Source organism: Paraburkholderia sp. OAS925, assembly GCF_040543975.1.
Lineage (GTDB): Bacteria > Pseudomonadota > Gammaproteobacteria > Burkholderiales > Burkholderiaceae > Paraburkholderia > Paraburkholderia graminis.
The window spans coordinates 3,915,449-3,939,066 of record NZ_JBEUNO010000001.1; the positions used below are offsets into that span (position 1 = coordinate 3,915,449).

A 23,618-nucleotide genomic window follows, 5' to 3' on the forward strand; every position below is an offset into this window, starting at 1 on the left:
ATGAACGATGCTTCTCCGTCCACGGTCATCCTGAAGCCCGCGGCGCTCAATCAGCATTTCGATTTCGACGTGACGATCGTCGGCGCGGGGCCGGTCGGACTCGCGCTTGCCGGCTGGCTCGCGCGCCGCAGCGCGACGCGCGAGCTGAAGATCGCGCTGATCGACGCACGCGAGCCCGAAGATTCGATCGCGGACCCGCGCGCGATCGCCGTCTCGCACGGCAGCCGCATGATCCTCGAACCGCTGCGCTGGCCCGCCGACGCAACCGCGATCCAGCGCATCCATGTCTCGCAGCGCGGACACTTCGGCCGCACGCTGATCGATCACGGCGAGCACGGACTGCCGGCGCTCGGCTACGTGCTGCGCTACGGCTCGATCGTGCACGGCCTGGCCGAAGCGGTGCATGCAACGCGAGTCCACTGGTTCCGTTCGACGTCCGCCGCGGCGCCGGTTCAGGAACACGACGGCGTCACGCTGCCGATCGAAACCGCGGGCGTCACGCGCCGGCTGCGCACGCGCATTCTGGTGAGCGCGGAAGGCGGTTTGTTCGGTGATCAGCGGGGTGCGCAGAAGGCTGGAAAGCGCGAGGGAGACAGCGCCACAAATGGCGCGGACAAAGGCGCCGATAAACCCGGCACACGCGACTACGGGCAAACGGCGCTGGTCGGCACGGTGAGCGTGTCGACGCCGCAACCGCATGTCGCGTGGGAACGCTTCACGCCGGAAGGCCCGATTGCCTTGCTGCCGATGGGCGGCGTGCGCGGCGCCGACTACGCGCTCGTCTGGTGCTGCGCGCCCGAAGAAGCCGCGCGCCGCGCGCAGCTTCCCGACGACGAATTCCTGCGCGAACTCGGCGCCGCATTCGGCGGACGCATGGGACGCTTCACGCACATCAAGGGACGGGCGTCGTTCCCGCTCGGGTTGAACGCCGTCGATACGCAGGTGAGCGGCCGGGTCGTCGCCATCGGCAATGCCGCGCAGACGCTGCATCCGGTTGCGGGCCAAGGGCTCAATCTGGGTTTGCGCGACGCGCACGCGCTCGCCGACGCATTGTCGGCGGAAGGCCCGACGACGCTTGCGCTCGCCACTTTCGCGCAGCGTCGCGCGCTCGACCGGCGCTTGACGATCGGCGCCACCGACACGCTCGCGCGCCTTTTCACCGTCGACTTCGCGCCGCTCGCGATCATGCGCGGGCTTGCGCTCACCGCGTTGGAATTCGTGCCGCCGGTGAAGACCGCGCTCGCGCGTCAAATGATGTTCGGACAGCGCCGCTGACAAGCGCGGGCCACTTAACCAAGAACCCTCGCGCGAACCCTCGCGCGAGCGGCGCCGACTCTATGACGCCGGCCACTTTCATAGAAGATTTAATGGGTTACGACGCCCGCAATTGAAGTGCGGGCTATCTGTTAACGCTAAAATGGCGGTTTTCCCTCGCATTTCGCGAATGCTCCGATTGACGAATCGAACAATCGGCGGCGCGCGCGTCCACGTCATGCCCACCATCGGCTCGCACAATCTGCGTAACAACCTGTTCGTCGCGCCCATGGCCGGCGTCACCGATCGTCCGTTCCGCCAGCTTTGCAAACGGCTCGGCGCGGGCTATGCGGTGTCGGAAATGGTCGCGTCGAACGCGCAACTGTGGAAGAGCGAGAAAACCATGCGCCGCGCGAACCACGCGGGCGAAGTCGAGCCGATCGCCGTGCAGATCGCCGGCGCCGACCCCGACATGATGGCCGAAGCCGCCCGCTACAACGTCGCGAACGGCGCGCAGATCATCGACATCAACATGGGCTGTCCGGCCAAGAAGGTCTGCAACGTCGCGGCCGGTTCGGCGCTGCTGCAAAACGAGCCGCTCGTGCAGCGCATCGTCGAGGCGGTGGTCGCGGCAGTGGGCGTCGGTCCCGACGCGGTGCCGGTCACGCTGAAAATCCGCACGGGCTGGAATCGCGAGAACAAAAACGCGCTGAACGTCGCGCGTCTCGCCGAGGCCGCCGGCATCTCCATGCTGACCGTGCACGGCCGCACGCGCGCCGACCTGTATCACGGCGACGCCGAGTACGAGACCATCGCCGCGGTCAAGGCGGCGGTGCGCATTCCGGTCGTGGCCAACGGCGACATTTCGTCGCCGGAAAAAGCGCGCCATGTGCTCGCCGTGACGGGCGCCGACGCGATCATGATCGGCCGCGCGGCGCAGGGGCGTCCGTGGCTGTTCCGCGAGATCGAGCATTTCCTGCAAACGGGCGAGTTGCTGCCGCCGCCGCGCATCGACGAAATCCAGCAGGTCATGAACGAGCACCTGCAAGATCACTACGGTTTCTACGGCGAATTTACGGGCGTTCGCACTGCGCGCAAGCACATCGGCTGGTACACTCGCGGCCTTTCCGGCGCCAACCTGTTCCGGCATCGCATGAATACGCTGGACAGCACGCGCGAACAACTCCTCGCCGTCAACGAATTTTTCGACGCGCAGAAGGCGATCTCCGACCGCCTCGTCTACGTCGACGAATCACCCGGCGATGCCGGGCTCGACAACCAGGGCGAGAACCACACCGACCGACTAGCTGCATGAGCAAGAACAATATCGAACAATCTGTCCGCGACAGCCTGGGCATCTACTTCCAGGATCTCGACGGCTCGAATCCGCACGACGTCTATGACATGGTGATTTCGTGCGTTGAAAAACCCCTGCTCGAAGTGGTGCTCGAGCAGGCCGGCGGCAATCAGTCGCTGGCCGCCGAGTATCTCGGCATCAACCGCAATACGCTGCGCAAGAAGCTGCAACAGCATGGTCTGTTGTAGCGGGTTCTAGTTTTCTCGCGCCCTGCCACGTTTCCCTTCGGCTTTTCGTCTTCATCATGATCAAGCAAGCGCTCATCTCCGTTTCCGACAAGTCCGGCATTGTCGACTTCGCCAAGTCGCTGTCGGACCTCGGCGTCAAGATCCTGTCGACCGGCGGCACCGCGAAACTGCTCGCGGACGCGGGTCTGTCCGTCACCGAAGTCGCCGACTACACGGGCTTCCCGGAAATGCTGGACGGGCGCGTGAAAACGCTGCATCCGAAGGTGCACGGCGGCATTCTCGCGCGCCGCGATCTGCCGGAACACATGGCGGCGCTCGAGAAGCACGACATTCCGACCATCGACCTGCTGGTCGTGAACCTGTACCCGTTCGTGCAGACGGTGTCGAAGGAAGAGTGCTCGCTGGAAGACGCGATCGAAAACATCGACATCGGCGGACCGACCATGCTGCGCTCGGCCGCGAAGAATCATCGCGACGTGACCGTGGTGGTCGATCCCGCTGATTACGCGGTCGTGCTCGACGAAATGCGCGCGAACAGCAACGCGGTCTCGTACAAGACGAACTTCCGTCTCGCGACCAAGGTGTTCGCGCACACCGCGCAATACGACGGCGCGATCACCAACTATCTGACGAGCCTCACCGACGAACTGCAACACTCGTCGCGCAACGCTTATCCGGCTACGTTCAACCTCGCCTTCGACAAGGTGCAGGACTTGCGCTACGGCGAAAATCCGCATCAGAGCGCTGCGTTCTATCGCGATCTGTCGGTGCCGGCCGGCGCGCTGGCGAACTACAACCAGTTGCAGGGTAAGGAACTGTCGTACAACAACATCGCGGATTCGGACGCGGCGTGGGAATGCGTGAAGACCTTCGACGTGCCGGCCTGCGTGATCGTCAAGCACGCGAATCCGTGCGGCGTGGCGGTGGGCGCGGACGCGAACGAAGCGTATTCGAAGGCGTTCCAGACCGATCCGACTTCGGCGTTCGGCGGCATCATCGCGTTCAATCGCGAAGTGGACGAAACCGCCGCGCAAGCAGTGGCCAAGCAGTTTGTCGAAGTGCTGATCGCGCCGTCGTTCAGCGCCGAAGCGCGCCAGGTTTTCGCAGCGAAGCAGAACGTGCGTCTGCTGGAAATCGCGCTGGGCGAAGGCCATAACGCGTTCGATCTGAAGCGCGTGGGCGGCGGCCTGCTGGTTCAATCGCTCGATTCGAAAAACGTGCAGCCGCGCGAATTGCGCGTGGTGACGAAGCGTCATCCCACGCCGAAGGAGATGGACGATCTGCTGTTCGCCTGGCGCGTCGCCAAGTACGTGAAGTCGAACGCGATCGTGTTCTGCGGCAACGGCATGACGCTCGGCGTCGGCGCGGGTCAGATGAGCCGCGTGGATTCGGCGCGCATCGCCAGCATCAAGGCGCAGAACGCGGGCTTGGCCCTGACCGGTTCGGCGGTGGCGTCGGATGCGTTCTTCCCGTTCCGCGACGGCCTCGACGTGGTCGTGGCAGCGGGCGCGACGTGCGTGATCCAGCCGGGCGGCTCGATGCGCGACGACGAAGTGGTCAGCGCCGCGGACGAGCACAACATCGCGATGGTGCTGACCGGCGTGCGTCACTTCCGGCATTGATATTGGCTTGAGCGGCGGCGTGTTGTTTTGCCGTGTCCAGGGTAAGAGACGATAGAACGGCCCGGTGGAATTTTCCGCCGGGCCGTTTTGTTTTGGTGCTCCTGCGGCGGTCAGCGTTGGGCCGTCGGCGTTCGTGAGGCGTCATAGGTGATCAGTCCGGTGGGTCCTTGCGCTCGTAGCCGTCCCTCACTTCCGGATGCTGACTGATGTAGGTGCCGAGACCCTCGCCCTGTTTCGCGAGCCGCTTGAGCGCCGCGACGTGTTTGACGCCGACGCTTTTTTTCGAGTACCAATACGTCGTGCCCGAGTTAAAGCGGGCAGCGACAAAGTTATCGCCGATTTCGTAGGCCACGACGCCGGATGTCCCGCTTCTGTTTCCATAGCGCTGCATATCCGATCACCTCCTTCCGACAGACGCAGCAGTTTTTATTCCGCCCGCGCCGCCTTTTGCGGGCCGCCGTGCGGCGCGTCTGTTGTAGTATCGCAGGCACCTGGCTTTAACCGCATGTGCGGCACTTCATGAGAATTCTTGGCATCGACCCCGGCTTGCGCGTGACGGGCTTCGGCGTGATCGACCAAAGCGGACACACGCTCAGCTACGTCGCGAGCGGCGTTATCAAGACCGCCGACACCGATCTGCCGTCGCGCCTCGGCACTATTTTCGAAGGCATTTCGACGCTGATTCGCCAGCACTCGCCGGATCAATCGGCGATCGAAAAAGTGTTCGTCAACGTCAATCCGCAGTCCACCTTGCTGCTCGGTCAGGCGCGCGGCGCGGCCATTTGCGGCCTCGTCGCGGGCGGCGTGCCGGTTGCCGAATACACCGCGCTGCAGTTGAAGCAGGCGGTGGTCGGCTACGGCCGCGCGACCAAGGAGCAGATGCAGCAGATGGTCGTGCGCCTGCTCAATCTTTCCGGCGTGCCGGGCACCGACGCCGCCGACGCGCTCGGCATGGCGATCTGTCACGCGCACGGCGGCACGACGTTGAGCACGCTCGGCGGCATCGCGCCATCGCTTGCAAAGAAAGGGCTGCGGGTCAGACGCGGGCGTCTGGTGGGATAGGTGCGCGGCACGCGCTGCGCTACACTCGCCCTTTCTCACAAGTTCGAACTCGCCATGATCGGTCGCATTGCCGGCGTTCTGCTGGAAAAAAACCCGCCGCATCTGCTCGTCGATTGCAACGGCGTCGGTTATGAAGTCGACGTGCCGATGAGCACGTTCTACAACCTGCCGTCCACTGGCGAGCGCGTCGTGCTGCTCACGCAAATGATCGTGCGCGAAGATGCGCACCTGTTGTACGGCTTCGGCACCGCCGAGGAACGTTCGACCTTCCGCGAGCTGCTGAAGATCTCCGGCATCGGCGCACGCATGGCGCTCGCCGTGCTCTCCGGCATGAGCGTGCACGAGCTCTCGCAGACGGTCACGCTGCAGGACGCCGCGCGCCTCACGCGCGTGCCGGGCATCGGCAAGAAGACGGCCGAGCGCTTGCTGCTCGAGTTGAAGGGCAAGCTCGGCGCCGACCTGGGCGCGATGGCCGGCACGGTGTCCGCATCCGGTCACGCGTCGGACATTCTCAATGCGCTGCTCGCGTTGGGCTACTCGGAGAAGGAAGCCCTCGCCGCAGTCAAAAACGTGCCGGCCGGCACGGGCGTGTCCGAAGGCATCAAGCTTGCGTTGAAGGCCTTGTCGAAGGCCTGAGGCTTTTTCACAGTGCGCGGGCCGCACGACCGATGCAGCAAGCTTTCCACAGTTTGCGAAGCCGCGCACCCTGGCCATTCGGCCGGGTTTCGCCGCGCTCCTCGCGCGGTACAATGACCGGATGATCGAAACCGACAAACTCGCCGCCGAGCGCATCATCGCGGCCACGCCCGTCTCGCCGAACGAGGAAGCGTTCGAACGCGCGTTGCGCCCTCGTCAGCTCGAAGAATATGTCGGGCAGGAAAAGGTGCGCGGCCAGCTCGAAATCTTTATCGAGGCCGCGAAGCGCCGCTCGGAATCGCTCGATCACGTATTGCTGTTCGGGCCGCCGGGTCTTGGCAAAACCACGCTCGCGCATATCATCGCGCGCGAAATGGGCGTGAATCTGCGGCAGACGTCCGGACCAGTGCTCGAACGCGCGGGCGACCTCGCCGCGCTGCTCACCAATCTCGAAGCCAACGACGTACTGTTCATCGACGAAATTCACCGGCTCTCGCCGGTCGTCGAGGAAATCCTGTACCCCGCGCTCGAGGATTATCAAATCGACATCATGATCGGCGAAGGGCCAGCCGCGCGCAGCGTGAAGCTGGACTTGCAGCCGTTCACGCTGGTCGGCGCGACCACCCGCGCGGGCATGCTGACGAATCCGCTGCGCGATCGCTTCGGCATCGTTGCGCGGCTCGAGTTTTATAACGCCGAGGAACTTGCGCGCATCGTCACGCGTTCGGCTTCGCTGCTGAATGCGCAGATTCATCCGGACGGCGCATTTGAAATTGCGAAGCGCGCGCGCGGCACGCCGCGTATCGCCAACCGGCTGCTGCGGCGCGTGCGCGATTTCGCTGAGGTCAAGGCCGACGGCAACATCACCGCGGAAGTGGCCGACGCGGCGCTGCGCATGCTCGACGTCGACGCGGTCGGCTTCGATCTGATGGACCGCAAGCTGCTCGAAGCGATCCTGCACAAGTTCGACGGCGGACCGGTCGGCGTCGACAACCTGGCGGCGGCGATCGGCGAGGAACGTGACACGATCGAAGACGTGCTCGAGCCGTATCTGATCCAGCAAGGCTTCCTGCAGCGCACGCCGCGCGGCCGCGTGGCGACACTGCTCACTTACCGGCACTTCGGGCTTGCGGCGCCGGAAGCGTCGAGCGGGCTGCCTGGCTTGTGGGACTCGGCTGCGAGTTGAGTGCGGATTGGGTGTGGGAGTTCAGTTGATGTGCGGCTTAGCCGCGTGAGGGCTGAGTTCAGTTCAGCGTGCGGCATGGCCCTGCGCGCAGGCGGCGCAACGCGCACCGCCCGACGCATCCAACGCCTGATTACCGCCCCGGTTCCGGCACCTTCTTGAAACTGTCGTCGGCGCTCGGTGCGTCGAGATGCGATACATCGCCCCACGACACCACCGTCGCGCGCCCGTCGTCGTAATCGACCACGTTCACGCCCGTGTTCAACAGCGGGTAGTCGCGCGGCGCATCGAGCGGCAAGCCGCACGCGAAGCGGCGCACGCAATCGAGCACGCCGCCATGCGCGACGCAGGCGATCCGGCCACCCGGATGCGCGGCCACAAGCGGCTCAATTGCATGCAACACGCGATGGTAGAACACGCGCAGCGATTCGCCTTCGGGCGGCGCAAAGCCAGGATCGCGAGTCTGCCAATGCGCGTATTCGTCGGGAAAACGCGCGGCGATTTCGTCGCTGTCGTGGCCCTGGAATGCGCCGTACGAACGCTCACGCAAGCCTTCGCGCAACTGCACGGGCAAGCCGAGCGCGTCGGCGATAGGCTGCGCGGTTTGCCGCGCGCGTTGCAGATCGCTCGAATAAATCGCGTCGAGCCGCGCGCCGTGCTTCACGTCATCGGCGATACGGCGAGCCAGTTTCTGCGCCTGTGCGAGACCCGCTTCGGCGAGCGGAATGTCGATATGCCCTTGAATGCGCTTGATGCGATTCCAGTCGGTCTCGCCGTGCCGGATAAACAGGATCTGCGTGGTCATGGGATCGAAGTGGGCGCTGTTCGCCGGTTGTGCCAGGCCGCTATTGTCGCAAGAACCGCGCGACGTTCAGGCGTTGGTTTGCAGCCAGAAGGTGACGGGGCCGTCGTTGACGAGCGACACCTGCATGTCCGCGCCAAATTCGCCGGTCGCGACGATGGGATGTTTCGCGCGCGCCGCCGACACGAAATAGTCGAACAGACGCTTGCCCTCGTCCGGCGGCGCGGCGGGCGTGAAGCTCGGACGCAGCCCGCTGTTCGTGTCCGCGGCCAGCGTGAACTGCGACACCAGCAGCAAGCCGCCCGCACGCCCCGCGCCGTCCACGTTTTGCACTGACAGATTCATCTTGCCGGCGGCGTCGCTGAACACGCGGTAGCCGAGCACCTTCGCCAGCAGCCGGTCGGCCGCGGCTTGCGTGTCGCCGCGCTCCGCGCAGACAAGCGCGAGCAGGCCCGCGCCGATGGCGCCGGTCACGCGCTCGTTGCCGCCCTCCACGACACGCACCTCGGCGCGCCGCACCCGTTGGATCAACGCGATCATCGGACGGGCTCCGGCTGTGCGCTACGATTCATCGCACGCACGGTCATAGTCAGGCGGTCAGCGTGACGCGCGCAAAGCGGCGCTTGCCGACCTGCACGACGTACTCGCCCGCCTCGACTTTCAAGCCCTTGTCCGAGACGGTCGCGCCGTCGATTTTCACGCCGCCCTGCTCGATATTGCGCAGCGCTTCGCTCGTCGACGGCACGAGGTTCGCCTGCTTGAGCAACTGGCCGATCGCGAGCGGCGCGCCGGCGAGCGCGACCGCCGGAATATCGTCCGGCACACCGCCCTTCGCGCGGTGGTTGAAGTCTTCGAGCGCGCGCTCGGCGTCGGCCGGCGAATGAAAACGCGCGACGATTTCCTGGCCCAGCATGACCTTGAAATCGCGCGGATTGCGGCCTGCCTCGGCTTCACGCTTGAACGCCGCGATCTCGTCCATCGGACGGAACGACAGCAGTTCGAAGTAACGCCACATCAGCGTGTCGGAAATGCTCATCAGCTTGCCGAACATGTCTGTCGGCTTTTCGCTGATGCCGATGTAGTTGTTCTTCGACTTCGACATTTTCTCGACGCCGTCGAGGCCTTCCAGCAGCGGCATCGTCAGAATGCATTGCTGCTCCTGGCCGTACTGCTTCTGCAGTTCGCGACCAACGAGCAGGTTGAACTTCTGATCGGTGCCGCCGAGTTCGAGGTCGGCGTTGAGCGCAACCGAGTCGTAGCCCTGCATCAACGGGTACAGGAATTCGTGGATCGAAATCGGCACGCCGCTCTGGAAACGCTTGGTGAAATCTTCTCGCTCGAGAATGCGCGCCACCGTGTAGCGAGACGCGAGCTTGATCATGCCGTCGGCGCCGAGCGGCATCGACCATTCGCTGTTGTAGCGGATCTCGGTCTTCTCGCGATCGAGCACGAGCGCAGCCTGCTCGAAATACGTCTTCGCGTTCGATTCGATCTGCTCGCGCGTGAGCGGCGGGCGCGTGGCGTTGCGGCCCGACGGATCGCCGATCAGCGACGTGAAGTCGCCGATCAGAAAAATCACCGTGTGACCGAGGTCCTGCAACTGGCGCATCTTGTTCAGCACGACCGTGTGGCCGATGTGGATGTCCGGCGCGGTCGGATCGAGCCCGAGCTTGATGCGCAGCGGCGTGCCGGTAGCCGCGCTCTTCGCGAGTTTTTGCGCGAATTCTTCCTCGATCAGCAATTCGTCGACGCCGCGCTTGGTAATGGCGAGCGCGTGACGGACTTCGTCGGTGATCGGGAAAGCGGGGGCGGCGGGGTTCGGCTTGTTGGACTCGGTGCTCATGCTGGAAACTTGAAGTCGCGAAAAAAACAGATTGTCCCATAGATGCGCGCCGCCGCGCCCACTGAAGCGGGCTCGAGCGCCTGTATACGCGTGGCATTCGCAGCCGGACGACCAGCGAAGCATGGCGACGCGCTTCATCTTCGACCGCGCTTGCGCCGATAATCTGCTACAACCTTCGCCAACAGGCGGCAGAAACAGCGGCCGACTGGCGGCAATGAACCCGCAACTCATCATCGACAGGAGCAGCAACGTGGCGCAAGAGCCCGCAGACGGCGTCTACTTTGGATTGATGTCAGGCACGAGCATGGACGGCGTGGACGGCGTGGCCGTCCGGTTCGCCGACGGGAAGCCGCCCGTGGTGCTGGCCGAGGCGTTCGTCGGTTTCGCGGCGGGCCTGCGCGAGGCGCTGTTCGCGCTGCAACAGCCGGGCGAAAACGAGATCGAACGCGAGGCGCTCGCCGCCAACGCGCTCGCCACGCGATATACCGTGTGCTGTCACGAGCTGCTGCGCGGCTGCCACGTGTCCGCCGCCGAGGTACGCGCGATCGGCGTGCATGGGCAGACGGTGCGGCATCGGCCGGAAAAGGGCTATACGCGGCAGATCAATAACCCGGCGCTGCTCGCGGAAATGATGCATATCGACGTGATCGCCGATTTCCGCAGCCGCGACGTCGCCGCAGGCGGCCAGGGCGCGCCGCTCGTGCCCGCGTTTCACGCAACCGTGTTCGGCTCGAAGGACGAAACGCGCGTTGTCTGCAATCTTGGCGGAATCAGCAATATCACGATCCTGAATGCGACCGGCAGCGTGCGCGGCTTCGATTGCGGGCCGGCAAACGCGCTGCTCGACGAATGGGCGCAACGCCATCTCGGCAAGCCGTTCGATGAAAACGGTCATTTCGCGGCCAGCGGCCAGGTCGACCGCTCGCTGCTGAACGCGCTGCTCGACGAGCCGTTCTTCGCGCAACAGCCGCCCAAAAGCACCGGGCGCGATCTGTTCAACGCCGAGTGGCTCGACGCCAGGCTGCAGCCGTTCGCGGGGCTCGCGCCCGCCGATGTGCAGGCGACGCTCGTCGCGCTGACCGCGGTGTCGGTGGCGCGAGAGATCGAACGGCATGCATCGGATGTGAAAGCGGTCTACGTATGCGGCGGCGGCGCGCGCAATCCCGAGATCATGAAGGCCTTGCAGCAGGCGCTGGACGATAGCGGCGCGAGCGGCGTGCCGGTGATGACCACCGACGCGCTCGGCGTGCCGCCAAGCCAGGTCGAGCCGCTCGCGTTTGCGTGGCTCGCGATGCGCTGCGTGGCGCGCCTGCCGGGCAGTTTGCCGGCCGTGACGGGTGCGAGCGCTGAGCGGGTACTGGGGGCGATTTATCCGCGCTGAGGGTTGATTCGCGCGGAGGGAGGCTCTCGCTTTGCCGCGCCGCCAATAAAAAACGGGGCCGAAGCCCCGTTTCTTATGCAATACGCTGTCTACCCGGCTTTAAACCGAGAACGACGATCCGCAACCGCAAGTGGTGCTTGCGTTCGGATTCTTGATCACGAATTGCGCGCCGTTGATGTCGTCCTTGTAATCGATCTCAGCGCCCACCAGGTACTGGTAGCTCATCGAATCGATCAACAATTGCACGCCGCTCTTGTTCATGACGGTGTCGTCTTCGTTGACGGCTTCGTCGAACGTAAAGCCGTATTGAAAGCCCGAGCAGCCGCCGCCCTGCACGAAAACGCGCAGTTTCAGGTCCGCATTGCCTTCTTCTTCGATCAGTTGCTTGACCTTGTCAGCCGCTGCGTCGGTAAAAACGAAGGGGGCGGGCATCTCGGTCACGGGTGTGTCGGTGACTGCGTTCATTCGAACTCTCCAGAAAGCTTCTAACCGCTATTGTAGGGCTGATCTCAATATCGTGCTGATGCCCACAAAATCAATGGGTTCTTACAGGGTGCCGCCACCATAAAAAAAGCCGCCTTCGCGATAGCGTTGGCGGCTTTTGCTGCGTTCCAGCGATAAGCCGGTTCGCACCCGAAACGATTAACGCTTCGAGAATTGCTTCCGGCGACGTGCCTTGTGGAAGCCGACCTTCTTACGTTCGACTTCACGAGCGTCACGCGTAACGAAGCCAGCCTTCGACAGTTCCGGCTTCAGCGTTGCGTCGTAGTCCATCAGCGCGCGGGTGATGCCGTGGCGAACCGCACCGGCTTGACCCGTTTCACCGCCACCGTTCACGTTGACCTTGATGTCGAACGTGACGCCGTGGTTCGTGAGTTCCAGCGGCTGACGCACGATCATCAGCGACGTTTCGCGCGAGAAGTAATCGGCGATAGGCTTGCCGTTGACAATGATCTCGCCCTTGCCAGCCTTGATGAAGACGCGTGCGACGGCGCTCTTGCGGCGGCCCGTGCCGTAATTCCAGTTACCGATCATGTGGGCTCCCCTTAGATCTCGAGCGCTTTCGGCTGTTGTGCCGAATGCGGATGCGTTGCTTCAGCGTAGACCTTCAGCTTCTTGATCATCGCGTAGCCGAGCGGGCCCTTCGGCAGCATGCCCTTGACCGCTTTCTCGAGCGCGCGGCCCGGGAAGCGTTCCTGCATCTTGCCGAACGTCGTTTCATAGATACCGCCCGGGTAGCCCGAGTGACGGTAGTACTTCTTGTCAGTAGCCTTGTTGCCCGTGACCTTCAGCTTGCCGGCGTTGATAACGATGATGAAATCACCGGTGTCGACGTGCGGAGTGAATTCAGGCTTGTGCTTGCCGCGAAGACGGTGTGCCACTTCGCTGGCGACACGCCCGAGAACCTTATCCGTCGCGTCAATCACGTACCATTCACGCGTAACCTCATGGGCTTTTGCGGAAAACGTCTTCATGATCGATCCAAAAAAATTGCTGCGCCCAATGTATTTTTTCCTGCTTGTAGTGTGCGCATCGAGGCGCGTGCAGGCTCTCCCTGGTTCTTCCTCCGCGGGCGCGGATGCGGAAAAGCCCTGAATTATAAAGGAATTTGTGACGTCAAGTCAAAACGTGCGGGATTTGGTGCGGGAGCCGCCTGATATTGGCTCCCGCGAGCGCACGTCATGCAGGCCGGCGCGGGCGAAAAAAAACCCGAACTAGCGGTTCGGGTTTAATCCACCAAAGGAGGAGGTGGAGGAGACAGCGGAGGTTGCGCACTGCTGCAACCGATGAGGCAATTATATGAAGCATCCTTGTGCGACGCAAGAACATTTGCATTGCGAAATCGATTTTCATAATGTGGTTTGACGGCGGCGGCGGCCCGACTTGTTGTGGGGCTTGCAAATAAAGGCGTCCGCCGACTGCTCCGCCCTGAGTGAACGACGCGCTCTAGAGTAAAACCCCTAAACCCGCCTCGAACTCCACCCTGCCGCCGTCCATGCCGCGCTGCAACATACAAGCGGCGATTGCGCATAATTTCCCGCCGACGTCGCCTCGGGCGGACACCGAAACGCCGGGCTACAATGCCGTCTCGATAGTCGAAGCGCGGTGGAGCACAGCATGGAATGCAAAGTAAGCTGGATGGGGCAAGACGGGATGGCGTTCGCGGCCGAGACGGGCAGCGGCCACCTGGTCGCGATGGACGGCGCGCCCGAAGGCGGCGGCCGCAATCTCGCGCCGCGTCCGATGGAAATGGTCTTGCTCGGCACGGGCGGCTGCACGGCCTACGACGTCGTCATGATCCTGAAGAAAAGCCGTCAGGAAATCGCCGGCTGCTCGGTGACGCTGAAGGCCGAGCGCGCCAGCGAAGATCCGAAAGTGTTCACGAAGATTCACTTTCACTTCACTGTGACGGGCAAGAACCTGAACCCGGCGACCGTGGAGCGCGCGATCAACCTGTCGCACGACAAATATTGCTCGGCGTCGATCATGATCGCGAAGACGGCCGAACTGACCCACTCGTTCGATATCGTGCCGAGCTGAACCAGCGGAACTGAGTGCCGCGGCCCGCGGGCCGCATCAACGAAAAATGCCGGCGTCCCTAAAAGACGCCGGCATTTGTTTGTGTGGTGGCAAAGCAGGCCGATAAGCCGGATTCTGTGCACGCGCAACGTCCGAAGACGCGACGCGCGTGGCAGCCATTCCTCTAGGCGCGCCATTGCTGACGCGCTCAAGCTTCCTACCCGCAGACGAGACGGGGGCCCCGTCCTGCATCTCGAAGATGCGCGCCTGCCTACTTGGAATTGCTCCGGGTGGAGGTTACCGTGCCGGTCTGCCTTGCAGCAGCCGCGGTGCGCTCTTACCGCACCGTTTCACCCTTACCTGATCCCGGCTTGCGCCGGGCCATCGGCGGTTTGCTTTCTGTTGCCCTGTTCCGCGTGTCGCCACGGATGGCCGTTAGCCATCACCCTGCCCTGTGGAGTCCGGACTTTCCTCGCCCTCTTTGGCCGAAGCCGCCGAGGCCGCGACTGCCTGGCCTGCTTTGCTGGCGCCGATTTTAGCATCTGCGCGCCGGCCCGCGCGGAATACGGACGTGTCGTCATAGAAGGCCGGTGTCTCGTTTTCCGGCCACCAGCCGGGGATGCCCAGCACCGGAAGCGGCGCAAACATACGGCTCGTCAACGCTTCCGTATTCAGCAACGCGGCGCTGACCGCCTCGTCGAGCCACGCGTCGCGCGAAGCGGCGTCCCATTCGAAGTACGCTGGCGGCACGTCGACAATCCACGCGTGCCCGGTGCACGCCTTGAACGGCGCGATCAGCTTTTCGAGCAGCGCGTGGCCGAAGCAGCGCACCTCGCAACTCGCGCCCGATGCGCCCCATGCGTCGCGCCGCTGGAGCAACAGCGTGCGCCAGTCGAACTGACGCAGCGCAGCGCTCAAGCGCGGATCGGCGCAAGCAAACAGCAGCGCGTTTTCGTCGAAGAGCGTCAGTGCGTCACGCACGCCGCCGCGCGTCGGCCCGACGCCCAGCAAGTCGATGGCCGCCGACTGCCGCGCGTTCAGCGCCGCCTTGATGCGCGGAAACGCAAACCACATCGACGCGTTGAAGAAGTCGTGCAGATTGTGGCGCGTCGGCACGCAGCCGGTGGACGCAATGTGCGCCTCGTAGGCGGCGCCGGGCGGCAGCTCGTCCTGCGCGATGAACGCGAGCCGCTGGCCGCGGCCTGTCACTTGCCGCGCCTTCGACGCGTCGGCGTTCATTTCGGCAAGCAACGCGGCGTAGCTCGTGAGCGCGGCCCGCTGCCAGCGTTGGCCGCGCTCGGCGAACGGCGCGAACCAAGGCTTCGACCAGTCGATTGCGGCGAAGCCCGACCGCGCGCCTGGCGGGAGCGCTTCATTGCCGGTGCCGCGGCCTTCGTCGTGGCGCGCGCTCACGTCGAGTTGTACCGGTTCAGTCGTTGCGGGCGCCGTTTCGCGCCTCGCCTCGGGCTCCGCCATCTCCGCGTCACCCACGCGTCAGATCAGGCGCCAGCCAATCGATTCACCGCCGCGCAGCGGCACGACCGGCGTATCGCCGACCGGCAACTCCGCCGGCAACGTCCATTCCTCGCGACGCAGCGTGACCTTGCCCGCGTTGCGCGGCAAACCGTAGAAATCCGCGCCGTAGAAGCTCGCGAAGCCTTCGAGCTTGTCGAGCGCGCCGGCTTTGTCGAAAGCCTCGGTGTACAACTCGAGCGCGTGCAGCGCCGTGTAGCAGCCCGCGCAGCCGCACGCGTGTTCCTTCAAACCCTTCGGATGCGGCGCGCTGTCCGTACCGAGGAAGAAGCGCGGATTGCCCGACGTCGCCGCTTCGACGAGCGCGAGCCGATGCGTCTCACGCTTGAGCACCGGCAGGCAGTAGTAATGCGGGCGAATGCCGCCCTGGAAAATCGCGTTGCGGTTGTAGAGCAGATGGTGCGCGGTAATCGTCGCGCCCAGCAGTTCCGGCGCGACGCCGGCTTCGCGGATGTAGTCGACGGCGTCCTTCGTGGTGATGTGCTCGAATACCACCTTCAGCGCCGGAAACTCGCGGCGCAGCGGCGTCATGACCCGGTCGATGAACACCTTCTCGCGGTCGAACAGATCGATCGACGAATCCGTCACTTCGCCGTGCACCAGCAGCGGCATGCCGGTTTCCTGCATCACTTCCAGCGTTTTCGCGCACTTCATGATGTCGGTCACGCCCGCGTCCGAGTTCGTCGTCGCGCCCGCCGGATAGAGCTTCACGCCGTGCACGAAGCCGCTTTCGCGCGCGCGGCGGATTTCATCGGGCGGCGTGTTGTCGGTCAGGTACAGCGTCATCAGCGGCTCGAACTGCGCGCCGGCCGGAATGGCGGCGACGATCCGCTCGCGGTAAGCCTGGGCCATCGCCGTCGTCGTGACCGGCGGCTTCAGGTTCGGCATGATGATCGCGCGGCCGAACTGGCGCGCGGTATCCGGCAGCACCGCCGCCAGCATGGCGCCGTCGCGCACGTGCAGGTGCCAGTCGTCAGGACGGGTGAGCGTAACGGAGTCGAGGGAAGCGGAAGCAGCGTTGGGAGCGGTCATGGCGAGAGAAGAGCGAGAGCGGAACGGAGCGAATGGAGCGGAATAAGAGCCGAACAAGGCGCAACGACGAATCGGAACGATGCGCGAGCGATGCGCGAACAACGCCCCAGCAATGCACCGGCGCTGAGGTCAAACCGCCGTGTTGCGGCCTGAACACACGTCAATTTTGCAATTTGGCGTTCGTGGCTCGGTGATATGCTTGGAAAATCATCATTGTAACGGCTCGCCCCGTTCACAGGCCTACCCGCAACATGTGCCAACTTCTAGGAATGAACTGCGCCGCGCCGACGGACGTCACGTTCTCGTTCACCGGCTTTGCGGCGCGCGGCGGCGTCACCGATCACCATGCCGACGGCTGGGGCATCGCCTTCTTCGAAGACAAAGCGTGTCGCCTTTTCATCGACCATCAATCGTCGGCTACCTCGCCGATCGCCGAGATGGTCAAGCGCTATCCGATCAAGTCGAAGAACACGATCGCGCATATCCGCAAGGCGACGCAAGGGCACATTCTGCTGGAAAACTGCCACCCGTTCATGCGCGAACTGTGGGGGCGTCACTGGATCTTCGCGCATAACGGCGATCTGAAGGATTATTCGCCGGTGCTCTCAGGCGTGTATCAGCCGGTCGGCACGACCGACAGCGAGCTCGCTTTCTGCGCGCTGCTCGAAGGTTTGCGCAAGGCGTTTCCCGGCGCGCAGCAACCGCCGCTCAACGAACTCTTCGCCGCGCTCGAAAAGCTCACGCGCGAAATCACGCAATTCGGCGTGTTCAATTTTCTGATGTCGAACGGCCAGGCGCTGTTTGCGCATTGCTCGACGCATCTGCATTACATCGTGCGGCGCTGGCCTTTTTCCACCGCGCATCTTGTCGACGCGGACGTGTCCATCGACTTCGCCAAGTACACGACGCCGGAAGACCGCGTCGCCGTGATCGCGACGCAGCCGCTGACCGACAACGAAGTGTGGACCGCGTTCGAACCGGGCGATCTGCTGATGTTCCAGCACGGCGACGTGATTGGCCGCGTCAATGTGCCGGTGCCGGCCTCGGTGCTGGAAAAGCTGCGCAATCCGGCGCTGGACGCGTCCGCTTCGGCGAGCACGATTGCGGCTTCGGCGGCGGCCCAATCTGCCGCGGCTGAGTTGGAAGTCGATCTGGAAGCGGCCGACGACGCGGCCGCCTTCGAGTCGTGAAAACCGTAGCCGCGGCGACCACGCATCGATAAAAAAAGCCGCTTGTTCAAGCGGCTTTTTCGTTGAAGCGCCCGCCGCGACAACCACGCGGCAACGCTTGCCCTCAGTGCAGGATCTTCGCCAGAAAATCCTTCGCGCGATCGGACTTCGGATTGTCGAAGAAGTCGTCCTTGCGGTCGTCCTCGACGATCAAGCCCTTGTCCATGAAAATCACGCGATGCGCGACCTTCTTCGCGAAGCCCATTTCGTGCGTGACGCACATCATGGTCATGCCTTCCTGCGCGAGTTCGACCATCACGTCGAGCACTTCGTTGATCATTTCCGGATCGAGCGCCGAGGTCGGCTCGTCGAACAGCATTGCAATTGGATCCATCGACAACGCGCGCGCAATCGCCACACGCTGCTGCTGACCGCCCGACAATTGCCCCGGAAACTTGTCCGCATGCGCGCGCAAGCCGACGCGGTCCAGCAGCTTCAGACCCTTCGCCGAGGCTTCGTCCTTCGAACGGCCGAGCACCTTGATCTGCGCGAGCGTGAGGTTTTGCACGATCGACAGATGCGGGAACAGTTCGAAGTGCTGGAACACCATGCCGACCTTCGAGCGCAGCTTCGACAGATTGGTTTTCTTATCCGTCAGCGACTGCCCGTTGATGACAATCTCGCCCTTCTGAAACGGCTCGAGTCCGTTGACGGTCTTGATCAGCGTGGACTTGCCCGAACCCGACGGTCCGCACACCACCACCACTTCACCCTTTTTGACTTCCGTCGTGCAGTCCGTCAGCACCTGAAACTGGCCGTACCACTTCGAAACATTCTTGATAGAGATCATCTTGCGACCTTTTTCTGAAGACCTTTGACAAGGCTCGACGCGACCACGCAGATCACGAAATAACACGCGCCCGCGAACAGTACCATCTCGACATTCGTGCCGTCACGATCGCCAATATTCGTGGCAGTGCGGAAGAAGTCGGCGAGGCTGATCACGTAGACGAGCGACGTATCCTGAAAGAGCACGATGCCCTGCGTGAGCAGCAGCGGCACCATCGCGCGGAACGCCTGCGGCAGCACCACGAGACGCATGGACTGCGCGTAGTTCATGCCGAGCGCGAACGACGCGTTGACCTGCCCGCGCGGCACGGACTGAATCCCCGCGCGAATGATCTCGGAGTAATACGCCGCCTCGAACAGCGAGAAAGCGACCATTGCCGAGGCGAGACGAATGTCGATATCCGCCGACAGACCGAGCACGTTCTGCAGCAATTGCGGCACGATCAGGAAGAACCACAGCAGGACCATGACCAGCGGGATCGAACGGAAAATCGTCACGTAGCCCTTCGCGAACCACTCGAAAGGCTTGAACGACGACAGCCGCAGCATGGCGAGAACCGTGCCCCACACAATGCCGATCACGATCGCGATCAGCGTGATCTTGAAGGTGACGACCGCGCCGGTCCACAACGTAGGCAATGCGCCCGGAATACCGCTCCAGTCGAAATGGTGCATCACTTGCCTCCGATATAGCCGGGCAACCGGGTCTTCGCTTCGACCCAGCGCATGAATTGCATGACGACCAGATTGATCAGCACGTACGCGAGCGTGACAGCGATGAACGACTCATACGTCTGCGACGTGTAGTCGACAAGCTGTCGCGCCTGGGCGGAGAGATCGAGCAGACCGATGGTCGACGCGACCGCCGAGTTCTTGAAGATATTCAGAAACTCGGACGTGAGCGGCGGCACGATGATCCGGTACGCGACCGGCAGCAGCACGTAGCGATACGTCTGCCATTGCGTGAAGCCCATCGCGAGGCCCGCGGCGCGCTGGCCGCGCGGCAGCGCGTTGATGCCCGAGCGCACCTGCTCGCACACGCGCGCGGCGGTGAAGAGCCCGAGACAGATGATCGAGGAAGAAAAGAACTGCGCGCCTGGCGGCAGTTGCTTGAACCAGTTTCCGATGGATGCCGGCAGCAACTCCGGTATCACCAGATACCAGATGAAAAACTGCACGATCAGCGGAATATTGCGGAAAATCGCGACGTAGAGCGTGCCGATGCCGGACGCCCACTTGTTCGGCACCGTGCGCAGCACACCGAACAACGAGCCGACGATCAGCGCGATCACCCATGCCGACAGCGACACGGTAATCGTCACCCAGAAACCCGACAGCAGCCAGCCCAGATAAGTGGTCGGCTCGCCGGTGGAGACGGGACTCAGCAGAATGCCCCAGTTCCAGTGATATGACATGACCAAGACTCCAGCAAAAAGAAACGGAAGAAGCGCGTGGCCCCTTCCGTTTCATTCAGCATTTCAAAAAAACAGCTAAGGTTTAATCGATTGCCTTGTCATTCGGATTCTTGTAAAGCGCCTTCATGTCGTCGCTTTCCGGGAAGTTCAGGTTCAAGCCCTTCGGCGGAATCGGCGATTCGAACCACTTCTTGTAGATCTTGTCGGCTTCGCCCGAAGTTTCGACCTTCGCGATTGCATCGTCGACGACCTTCTTGAATTCCGGATCGTTCTTGCGCAGCATGCAGCCGTATGCTTCATGCGATTGCGGCGCGCCGACGATCACGAAATCGTTCGGCGTATTGGACTTTGCGCGCTCGCCGGCGAGCAACGCGTCGTCCATCATGAACGCAGCGGCGCGGCCGGTGGAGAGCGTCAGGAACGACTCGCCGTGATCCTTCGCGCTGATGATGTTCATGCCCAGGCTCTTGTCCTGGTTCATCTTGCGAAGCAGGCGCTCGGACGTCGTGCCGGCAGTCGTGACGACCGTCTTGCCCTTCAGGTCGGCCCAGTCCTTGATGCCCGAATCTTTCTTGGTCATCAGACGCGTGCCGATCACGAAGATCGTGTTCGAGAACGCCACTTGTTGCTGGCGTTCCGCGTTATTCGTGGTGGAGCCGCATTCCATGTCGACGGTGCCGTTCTGCACCAGCGGAATACGGTTTTGCGACGTGACCGGAATCAGCTTCACTTTCAGGTTCGGCGCGTTGAGCTTCTGCTTGACCGCCTCGACCACCTTCAGCGCGAATTCCTGCGAATAGCCGATGACTTCCTGCTTGTCGTCATAGTACGAAAACGGAATCGACGACTCGCGATGACCCAGCGCGATGACGCCCGTGTCCTTGATTTTTTTCAGCGTGCCGGCGTCTTGCGCGTGCGCGCCAACCGTAAACAGTCCGAGAGTCGCGAGCAGCAGCGCAGCTTTTTTAACCTTCATGTTTGATCTCCTTGGCAAGAACCGGCGCCAGTTTAGCAAAGTAATTATTCTGAAAGTATGGCTATAAACCATTGTTGTTGCGTGCACGCCGCTATTGGTCGGCGGCGGCTTCGCGCAGCCGGTCAACCTTTCCGGATATGCAAAGGCGGGCAGCATCGTCGCGATGCCGCCCGCCAGGTAAAACACGCGCTCTTGTGAAGTGCGTTCAGGCATGCGCATTTACTTCAAATGCGCGGCGCACCCGCGAGGTAGCGAATCCGCCGTTCGCTTTACAAGCCCGCGATCAGGGGTACAGACCGCGCATTTCGCGCGCTTGCAAAATCCGCTTGCACGCGACGATAAACGCCGCCGTCCGCACCGAAACGTTCTGCTCGCTCGACACTTGCCATACGGCCGCAAACGCTTCGCGCATCACGCGCTCGAGGCGCTGGTTGATCTCGTCTTCGGTCCAGAAGAAGCTCGAGAAATCCTGCACCCATTCGAAGTACGACACCGTCACGCCGCCCGCGTTGGCCACCACGTCCGGAATCACGAGGATGCCGCGGTCGTGCAGGATGTCGTCGGCGGCCGTGGTGGTCGGGCCGTTCGCGCCTTCCACGACGATCTTCGTCTTGATCTTGCCGGCGTTCTTTTCGGTAATCTGGTTTTCGAGCGCGGCCGGAATCAGGATGTCCGATTCGACGGTCCAGAACTCTTCGTTCGTCACCGAGTCGGCTTCGGCGAAACCGCCCACGCCGCCCGTCTTCGCCACGTGTTCCAGCAACGCGACAGCGTCGATACCGGTCGACTTGTACAGCGAGCCGGTGTGATCCTGCACCGCGACGACCTTCGCCCCCGCTTCCTGGAACAGACGCGCCGCGATGCCGCCGACGTTGCCGAAACCTTGCACTGCAATACGCGCGCCTTCGATGTCGAAGCCGATGCGGCGTGCCGCTTCGCATCCGACCACGAACACGCCGCGGCCCGTCGCTTCGCGGCGGCCGAGCGAACCGCCGAGCGTGATCGGCTTGCCGGTCACGACGCCGGTTGCCGTTTGGCCCTGGTTCATGGAGTACGTGTCCATCATCCACGCCATGATCTGCTCGTTCGTGTTCACGTCCGGCGCGGGAATGTCGGTGTTCGGTCCGATGATGATGCCGATTTCGCTGGTGTAGCGGCGCGTGACGCGCTCGAGTTCACCACGCGACAGCTTGCGCGGATCGAGGCGGATGCCGCCCTTCGCGCCGCCGTAAGGAACGTTCACCGCAGCGTTTTTCACCGACATCCACGCGGACAGCGCCATCACTTCCGACAGCGTCACGTCCTGGTGATAACGCACGCCGCCCTTGCCTGGACCGCGCGACACGTTGTGCTGCACGCGGTAGCCCTCGAAGTGCGCGACCGTGCCGTTATCGAGTTCGATAGGCACGTCAACGATCAGAATCCGCTTCGGGCGCTTCAGGGTTTCGAGCCAGCGCGACAGCGAGCCGAGGTACGGCGCGACGCGATCGACCTGGCGCAGGTAGTTGCCCCACGGGCCGAGGTCTTCGCTATTCAGGTAGGAGGGGACGGACTGCGACGTTAATGCTGATTGGGCAGATTGGGCGGCTTGCTGCTGGGAAGACATGAACGCTCCGGCGTTGATCGAGTAGCAGCATTGTCGAAAAAGGCCGTTTTGAAATCCAATGCCGTTTCCTTATCCGATTATGTCTTTTTTGCATAACCCTTCGGAAGCCGCAAATTCGCGTCGCGGGCGCGCAGGTTTGGCGAGGCTCTCTTACGCGCCGCGCTCCGCCAGTTCTTCCGACACCACGTCCCACAACTGCCGCACGAGAATCTGCCGCGCGTCGTCGCTTTTCGCGGCCAGCTTGTCACGGTAGAGGCGTATCTCCATCGTGAGCGTGAGCTGGCCTTCGGGCGTGCCGCGCGTCGCCCGGTCCAGACGAATCAGCTTGCCGTCGGCGACTGCGTCTTCCACAGCGCTGTGCGGCAGAAAAGCGATGCCGTGGCCGGCGAGCGCCATCGCCTTCAGACCTTCGGCCATGTCGGTTTCGTAGAGCCGGTCCAGATTGAGACGCTCCGGGGCGTTGGCGAGAATCACCTCGGTCATGCGCCCCAGATACGCATTCGGCGTGTACGACAGATAGGGCGTGGGCGCTTCAGCAGTGCCCGGCAGCGTATGACGCGGCCGGCCGGCGCGCCCCGGCGCCGAGAACGGACTGATCGGCTCGTTGCCGAGCGTCAGCATGTCGTAGCGGGCCGGGTCGAGCGCGACCGGATGACTCGGATGGTGATAGCCCATCATCAGATCGCAGCCGCCTTCCACCAGAGAGAGCGCCGCGTCGTGCACGTTAAGCGCGCGCAGCCGCGTATGAATCGGGCCCATCTGCGCTTCGATGCGTTGCAGCCAGCGCGGAAAGTACGTGAGCGACAGCGTGTGCGGCACCGCGAACTCGATCGTCGCTTGCGGCGTCGCCGTGTGGCCGCGCAACAGCGCGCGGGCCTCGTGGAACTGCGAAAGCATCGCGAGCGCCTGCTCGTTGAACACCTGGCCCGCCGGCGTGAGACGCGTCGGATACACCGAGCGGTCGATGAGCTCCGTGCCGAGCCACGCCTCGAGCGCCTGGATGCGCCGCGAGAACGCCGGCTGCGTGACGTGACGCAGTTCAGCCGAGCGGCTGAAACTGCGCGTTTCCGCGAGCGAAACGAAGTCTTCGAGCCATTTCAGTTCCATGCGAAGCCTGCTGCCGGCGAGAGAGAGGAAGTCAGCATTCTAGTGGCTCTGCCGATGCGAATGCTCACGCTCCACCCGGCAGC

24 protein-coding genes, 1 other RNA gene and 1 pseudogene are annotated in these 23,618 nt (G+C 63.2%); 10 read left to right on the top strand and 16 right to left on the bottom strand.

Annotated features, from left to right (window positions below):
- The 4 genes from ABIE53_RS17195 (at position 1) to purH (ending at position 4,421) form a co-directional block, all read left to right on the top strand.
- Positions 1 to 1,275, top strand: coding sequence for a UbiH/UbiF/VisC/COQ6 family ubiquinone biosynthesis hydroxylase (locus ABIE53_RS17195; RefSeq protein ID WP_006049917.1), 1,275 nt, complete (start codon positions 1 to 3; stop codon positions 1,273 to 1,275).
- A gap of 217 nt (positions 1,276 to 1,492) precedes the next feature.
- Positions 1,493 to 2,569 (top strand): tRNA dihydrouridine synthase DusB, encoded by a 1,077-nt coding sequence (dusB, locus tag ABIE53_RS17200; RefSeq protein WP_044021263.1) that lies wholly within the window; start codon positions 1,493 to 1,495, stop codon positions 2,567 to 2,569.
- On the top strand, positions 2,566 to 2,799 hold the full coding sequence (locus ABIE53_RS17205; protein ID WP_006049915.1) for a Fis family transcriptional regulator: 234 nt from the start codon (positions 2,566 to 2,568) through the stop codon (positions 2,797 to 2,799). The genes dusB and ABIE53_RS17205 overlap by 4 nt, the downstream gene beginning before the upstream one ends.
- Positions 2,800 to 2,855: 56 nt before the next feature.
- Positions 2,856 to 4,421, top strand: coding sequence for a bifunctional phosphoribosylaminoimidazolecarboxamide formyltransferase/IMP cyclohydrolase (gene purH, locus ABIE53_RS17210; protein ID WP_006049914.1), 1,566 nt, complete (start codon positions 2,856 to 2,858; stop codon positions 4,419 to 4,421).
- 151 nt (positions 4,422 to 4,572) lie between these two features.
- On the opposite strand, the gene ABIE53_RS17215 is transcribed toward purH, so the two are convergent.
- The gene (locus ABIE53_RS17215) at positions 4,573 to 4,812 is read right to left on the bottom strand and encodes a hypothetical protein (RefSeq protein ID WP_006049913.1); all 240 of its coding nucleotides are present in this window, start codon (positions 4,810 to 4,812) and stop codon (positions 4,573 to 4,575) included.
- Positions 4,813 to 4,940: 128 nt separating this feature from the next.
- Here ABIE53_RS17215 and ruvC point away from each other — a divergent pair, with 128 nt between their 5' ends.
- From ruvC to ruvB, 3 genes are all read left to right on the top strand, one after another.
- The gene (gene ruvC, locus ABIE53_RS17220; protein WP_006049912.1) at positions 4,941 to 5,483 is read left to right on the top strand and encodes a crossover junction endodeoxyribonuclease RuvC; all 543 of its coding nucleotides are present in this window, start codon (positions 4,941 to 4,943) and stop codon (positions 5,481 to 5,483) included.
- Between the two features lie 54 nt (positions 5,484 to 5,537).
- Positions 5,538 to 6,119, top strand: a complete 582-nt coding sequence (gene ruvA / locus ABIE53_RS17225) for a Holliday junction branch migration protein RuvA (protein WP_006049911.1) — start codon at positions 5,538 to 5,540, stop codon at positions 6,117 to 6,119.
- Between the two features lie 121 nt (positions 6,120 to 6,240).
- Complete coding sequence (ruvB, locus tag ABIE53_RS17230; protein ID WP_006049910.1) at positions 6,241 to 7,305, top strand: Holliday junction branch migration DNA helicase RuvB; 1,065 nt, start codon at positions 6,241 to 6,243, stop codon at positions 7,303 to 7,305.
- 130 nt (positions 7,306 to 7,435) lie between these two features.
- On the opposite strand, the gene ABIE53_RS17235 is transcribed toward ruvB, so the two are convergent.
- From ABIE53_RS17235 to tyrS, 3 genes are all read right to left on the bottom strand, one after another.
- Complete coding sequence (locus tag ABIE53_RS17235; protein WP_006049909.1) at positions 7,436 to 8,107, bottom strand: histidine phosphatase family protein; 672 nt, start codon at positions 8,105 to 8,107, stop codon at positions 7,436 to 7,438.
- Positions 8,108 to 8,173: 66 nt separating this feature from the next.
- Positions 8,174 to 8,644, bottom strand: coding sequence for a D-aminoacyl-tRNA deacylase (dtd, locus tag ABIE53_RS17240; protein ID WP_006049908.1), 471 nt, complete (start codon positions 8,642 to 8,644; stop codon positions 8,174 to 8,176).
- 49 nt (positions 8,645 to 8,693) lie between these two features.
- The gene (gene tyrS / locus ABIE53_RS17245; protein ID WP_006049907.1) at positions 8,694 to 9,947 is read right to left on the bottom strand and encodes a tyrosine--tRNA ligase; all 1,254 of its coding nucleotides are present in this window, start codon (positions 9,945 to 9,947) and stop codon (positions 8,694 to 8,696) included.
- 250 nt (positions 9,948 to 10,197) lie between these two features.
- Between tyrS and ABIE53_RS17250 the strand changes: the two genes are divergently transcribed.
- Positions 10,198 to 11,328, top strand: a complete 1,131-nt coding sequence (locus ABIE53_RS17250) for an anhydro-N-acetylmuramic acid kinase (RefSeq protein WP_192698900.1) — start codon at positions 10,198 to 10,200, stop codon at positions 11,326 to 11,328.
- A gap of 99 nt (positions 11,329 to 11,427) precedes the next feature.
- Here the strand turns inward: ABIE53_RS17250 and erpA are convergent, their stop codons facing one another.
- The 3 genes from erpA to rplM form a co-directional block, all read right to left on the bottom strand.
- Positions 11,428 to 11,793, bottom strand: a complete 366-nt coding sequence (erpA, locus tag ABIE53_RS17255) for an iron-sulfur cluster insertion protein ErpA (protein WP_029968241.1) — start codon at positions 11,791 to 11,793, stop codon at positions 11,428 to 11,430.
- A gap of 177 nt (positions 11,794 to 11,970) precedes the next feature.
- Positions 11,971 to 12,363, bottom strand: a complete 393-nt coding sequence (gene rpsI, locus ABIE53_RS17260; RefSeq protein ID WP_007180423.1) for a 30S ribosomal protein S9 — start codon at positions 12,361 to 12,363, stop codon at positions 11,971 to 11,973.
- 11 nt (positions 12,364 to 12,374) lie between these two features.
- Complete coding sequence (gene rplM, locus ABIE53_RS17265; RefSeq protein WP_020069304.1) at positions 12,375 to 12,803, bottom strand: 50S ribosomal protein L13; 429 nt, start codon at positions 12,801 to 12,803, stop codon at positions 12,375 to 12,377.
- 643 nt (positions 12,804 to 13,446) lie between these two features.
- Here rplM and ABIE53_RS17270 point away from each other — a divergent pair.
- Complete coding sequence (locus ABIE53_RS17270; protein WP_006053300.1) at positions 13,447 to 13,869, top strand: OsmC family protein; 423 nt, start codon at positions 13,447 to 13,449, stop codon at positions 13,867 to 13,869.
- 87 nt (positions 13,870 to 13,956) lie between these two features.
- On the opposite strand, the gene rnpB is transcribed toward ABIE53_RS17270, so the two are convergent.
- The 3 genes and pseudogenes from rnpB to pyrC all read right to left on the bottom strand — a co-directional run bounded on the left by rnpB (position 13,957) and on the right by pyrC (position 16,413).
- Positions 13,957 to 14,370, bottom strand: an RNA gene (gene rnpB, locus ABIE53_RS17275) — RNase P RNA component class A.
- Positions 14,371 to 14,457: 87 nt separating this feature from the next.
- Positions 14,458 to 15,324, bottom strand: a pseudogene (locus ABIE53_RS17280) (DUF3025 domain-containing protein); the annotation flags it as partial.
- An 18-nt stretch (positions 15,325 to 15,342) separates the two neighbouring features.
- Positions 15,343 to 16,413, bottom strand: coding sequence for a dihydroorotase (gene pyrC, locus ABIE53_RS17285; RefSeq protein ID WP_053858725.1), 1,071 nt, complete (start codon positions 16,411 to 16,413; stop codon positions 15,343 to 15,345).
- A gap of 251 nt (positions 16,414 to 16,664) precedes the next feature.
- Here pyrC and ABIE53_RS17290 point away from each other — a divergent pair, with 251 nt between their 5' ends.
- Positions 16,665 to 17,603 (top strand): class II glutamine amidotransferase, encoded by a 939-nt coding sequence (locus ABIE53_RS17290; protein WP_083803853.1) that lies wholly within the window; start codon positions 16,665 to 16,667, stop codon positions 17,601 to 17,603.
- A gap of 103 nt (positions 17,604 to 17,706) precedes the next feature.
- Here ABIE53_RS17290 and ABIE53_RS17295 read toward each other — a convergent pair whose 3' ends face one another.
- The 6 genes from ABIE53_RS17295 to ABIE53_RS17320 form a co-directional block, all read right to left on the bottom strand.
- The gene (locus tag ABIE53_RS17295) at positions 17,707 to 18,432 is read right to left on the bottom strand and encodes an amino acid ABC transporter ATP-binding protein (protein ID WP_006051922.1); all 726 of its coding nucleotides are present in this window, start codon (positions 18,430 to 18,432) and stop codon (positions 17,707 to 17,709) included.
- A complete protein-coding gene (gene gltK / locus ABIE53_RS17300) occupies positions 18,429 to 19,106 on the bottom strand; it encodes a glutamate/aspartate ABC transporter permease GltK (RefSeq protein WP_029968252.1) in 678 nt (225 codons plus the stop codon). Before gltK ends, ABIE53_RS17295 begins: the two co-directional genes overlap by 4 nt.
- Entirely contained in the window at positions 19,106 to 19,846 is a 741-nt protein-coding gene (locus ABIE53_RS17305) for an amino acid ABC transporter permease (RefSeq protein ID WP_006051920.1), read from the bottom strand. Before ABIE53_RS17305 ends, gltK begins: the two co-directional genes overlap by 1 nt.
- A gap of 82 nt (positions 19,847 to 19,928) precedes the next feature.
- Positions 19,929 to 20,822 carry a glutamate/aspartate ABC transporter substrate-binding protein gene (locus tag ABIE53_RS17310; protein WP_006051919.1) on the bottom strand — a complete coding sequence of 298 codons (894 nt, stop codon included), beginning with the start codon at positions 20,820 to 20,822 and terminating at the stop codon, positions 19,929 to 19,931.
- 283 nt (positions 20,823 to 21,105) lie between these two features.
- A complete protein-coding gene (locus tag ABIE53_RS17315; RefSeq protein WP_006051918.1) occupies positions 21,106 to 22,428 on the bottom strand; it encodes a Glu/Leu/Phe/Val family dehydrogenase in 1,323 nt (440 codons plus the stop codon).
- 150 nt (positions 22,429 to 22,578) lie between these two features.
- The gene (locus ABIE53_RS17320) at positions 22,579 to 23,535 is read right to left on the bottom strand and encodes a LysR family transcriptional regulator (protein WP_006051917.1); all 957 of its coding nucleotides are present in this window, start codon (positions 23,533 to 23,535) and stop codon (positions 22,579 to 22,581) included.
- Between the last annotated feature and the right edge of the window lie 83 nt (positions 23,536 to 23,618).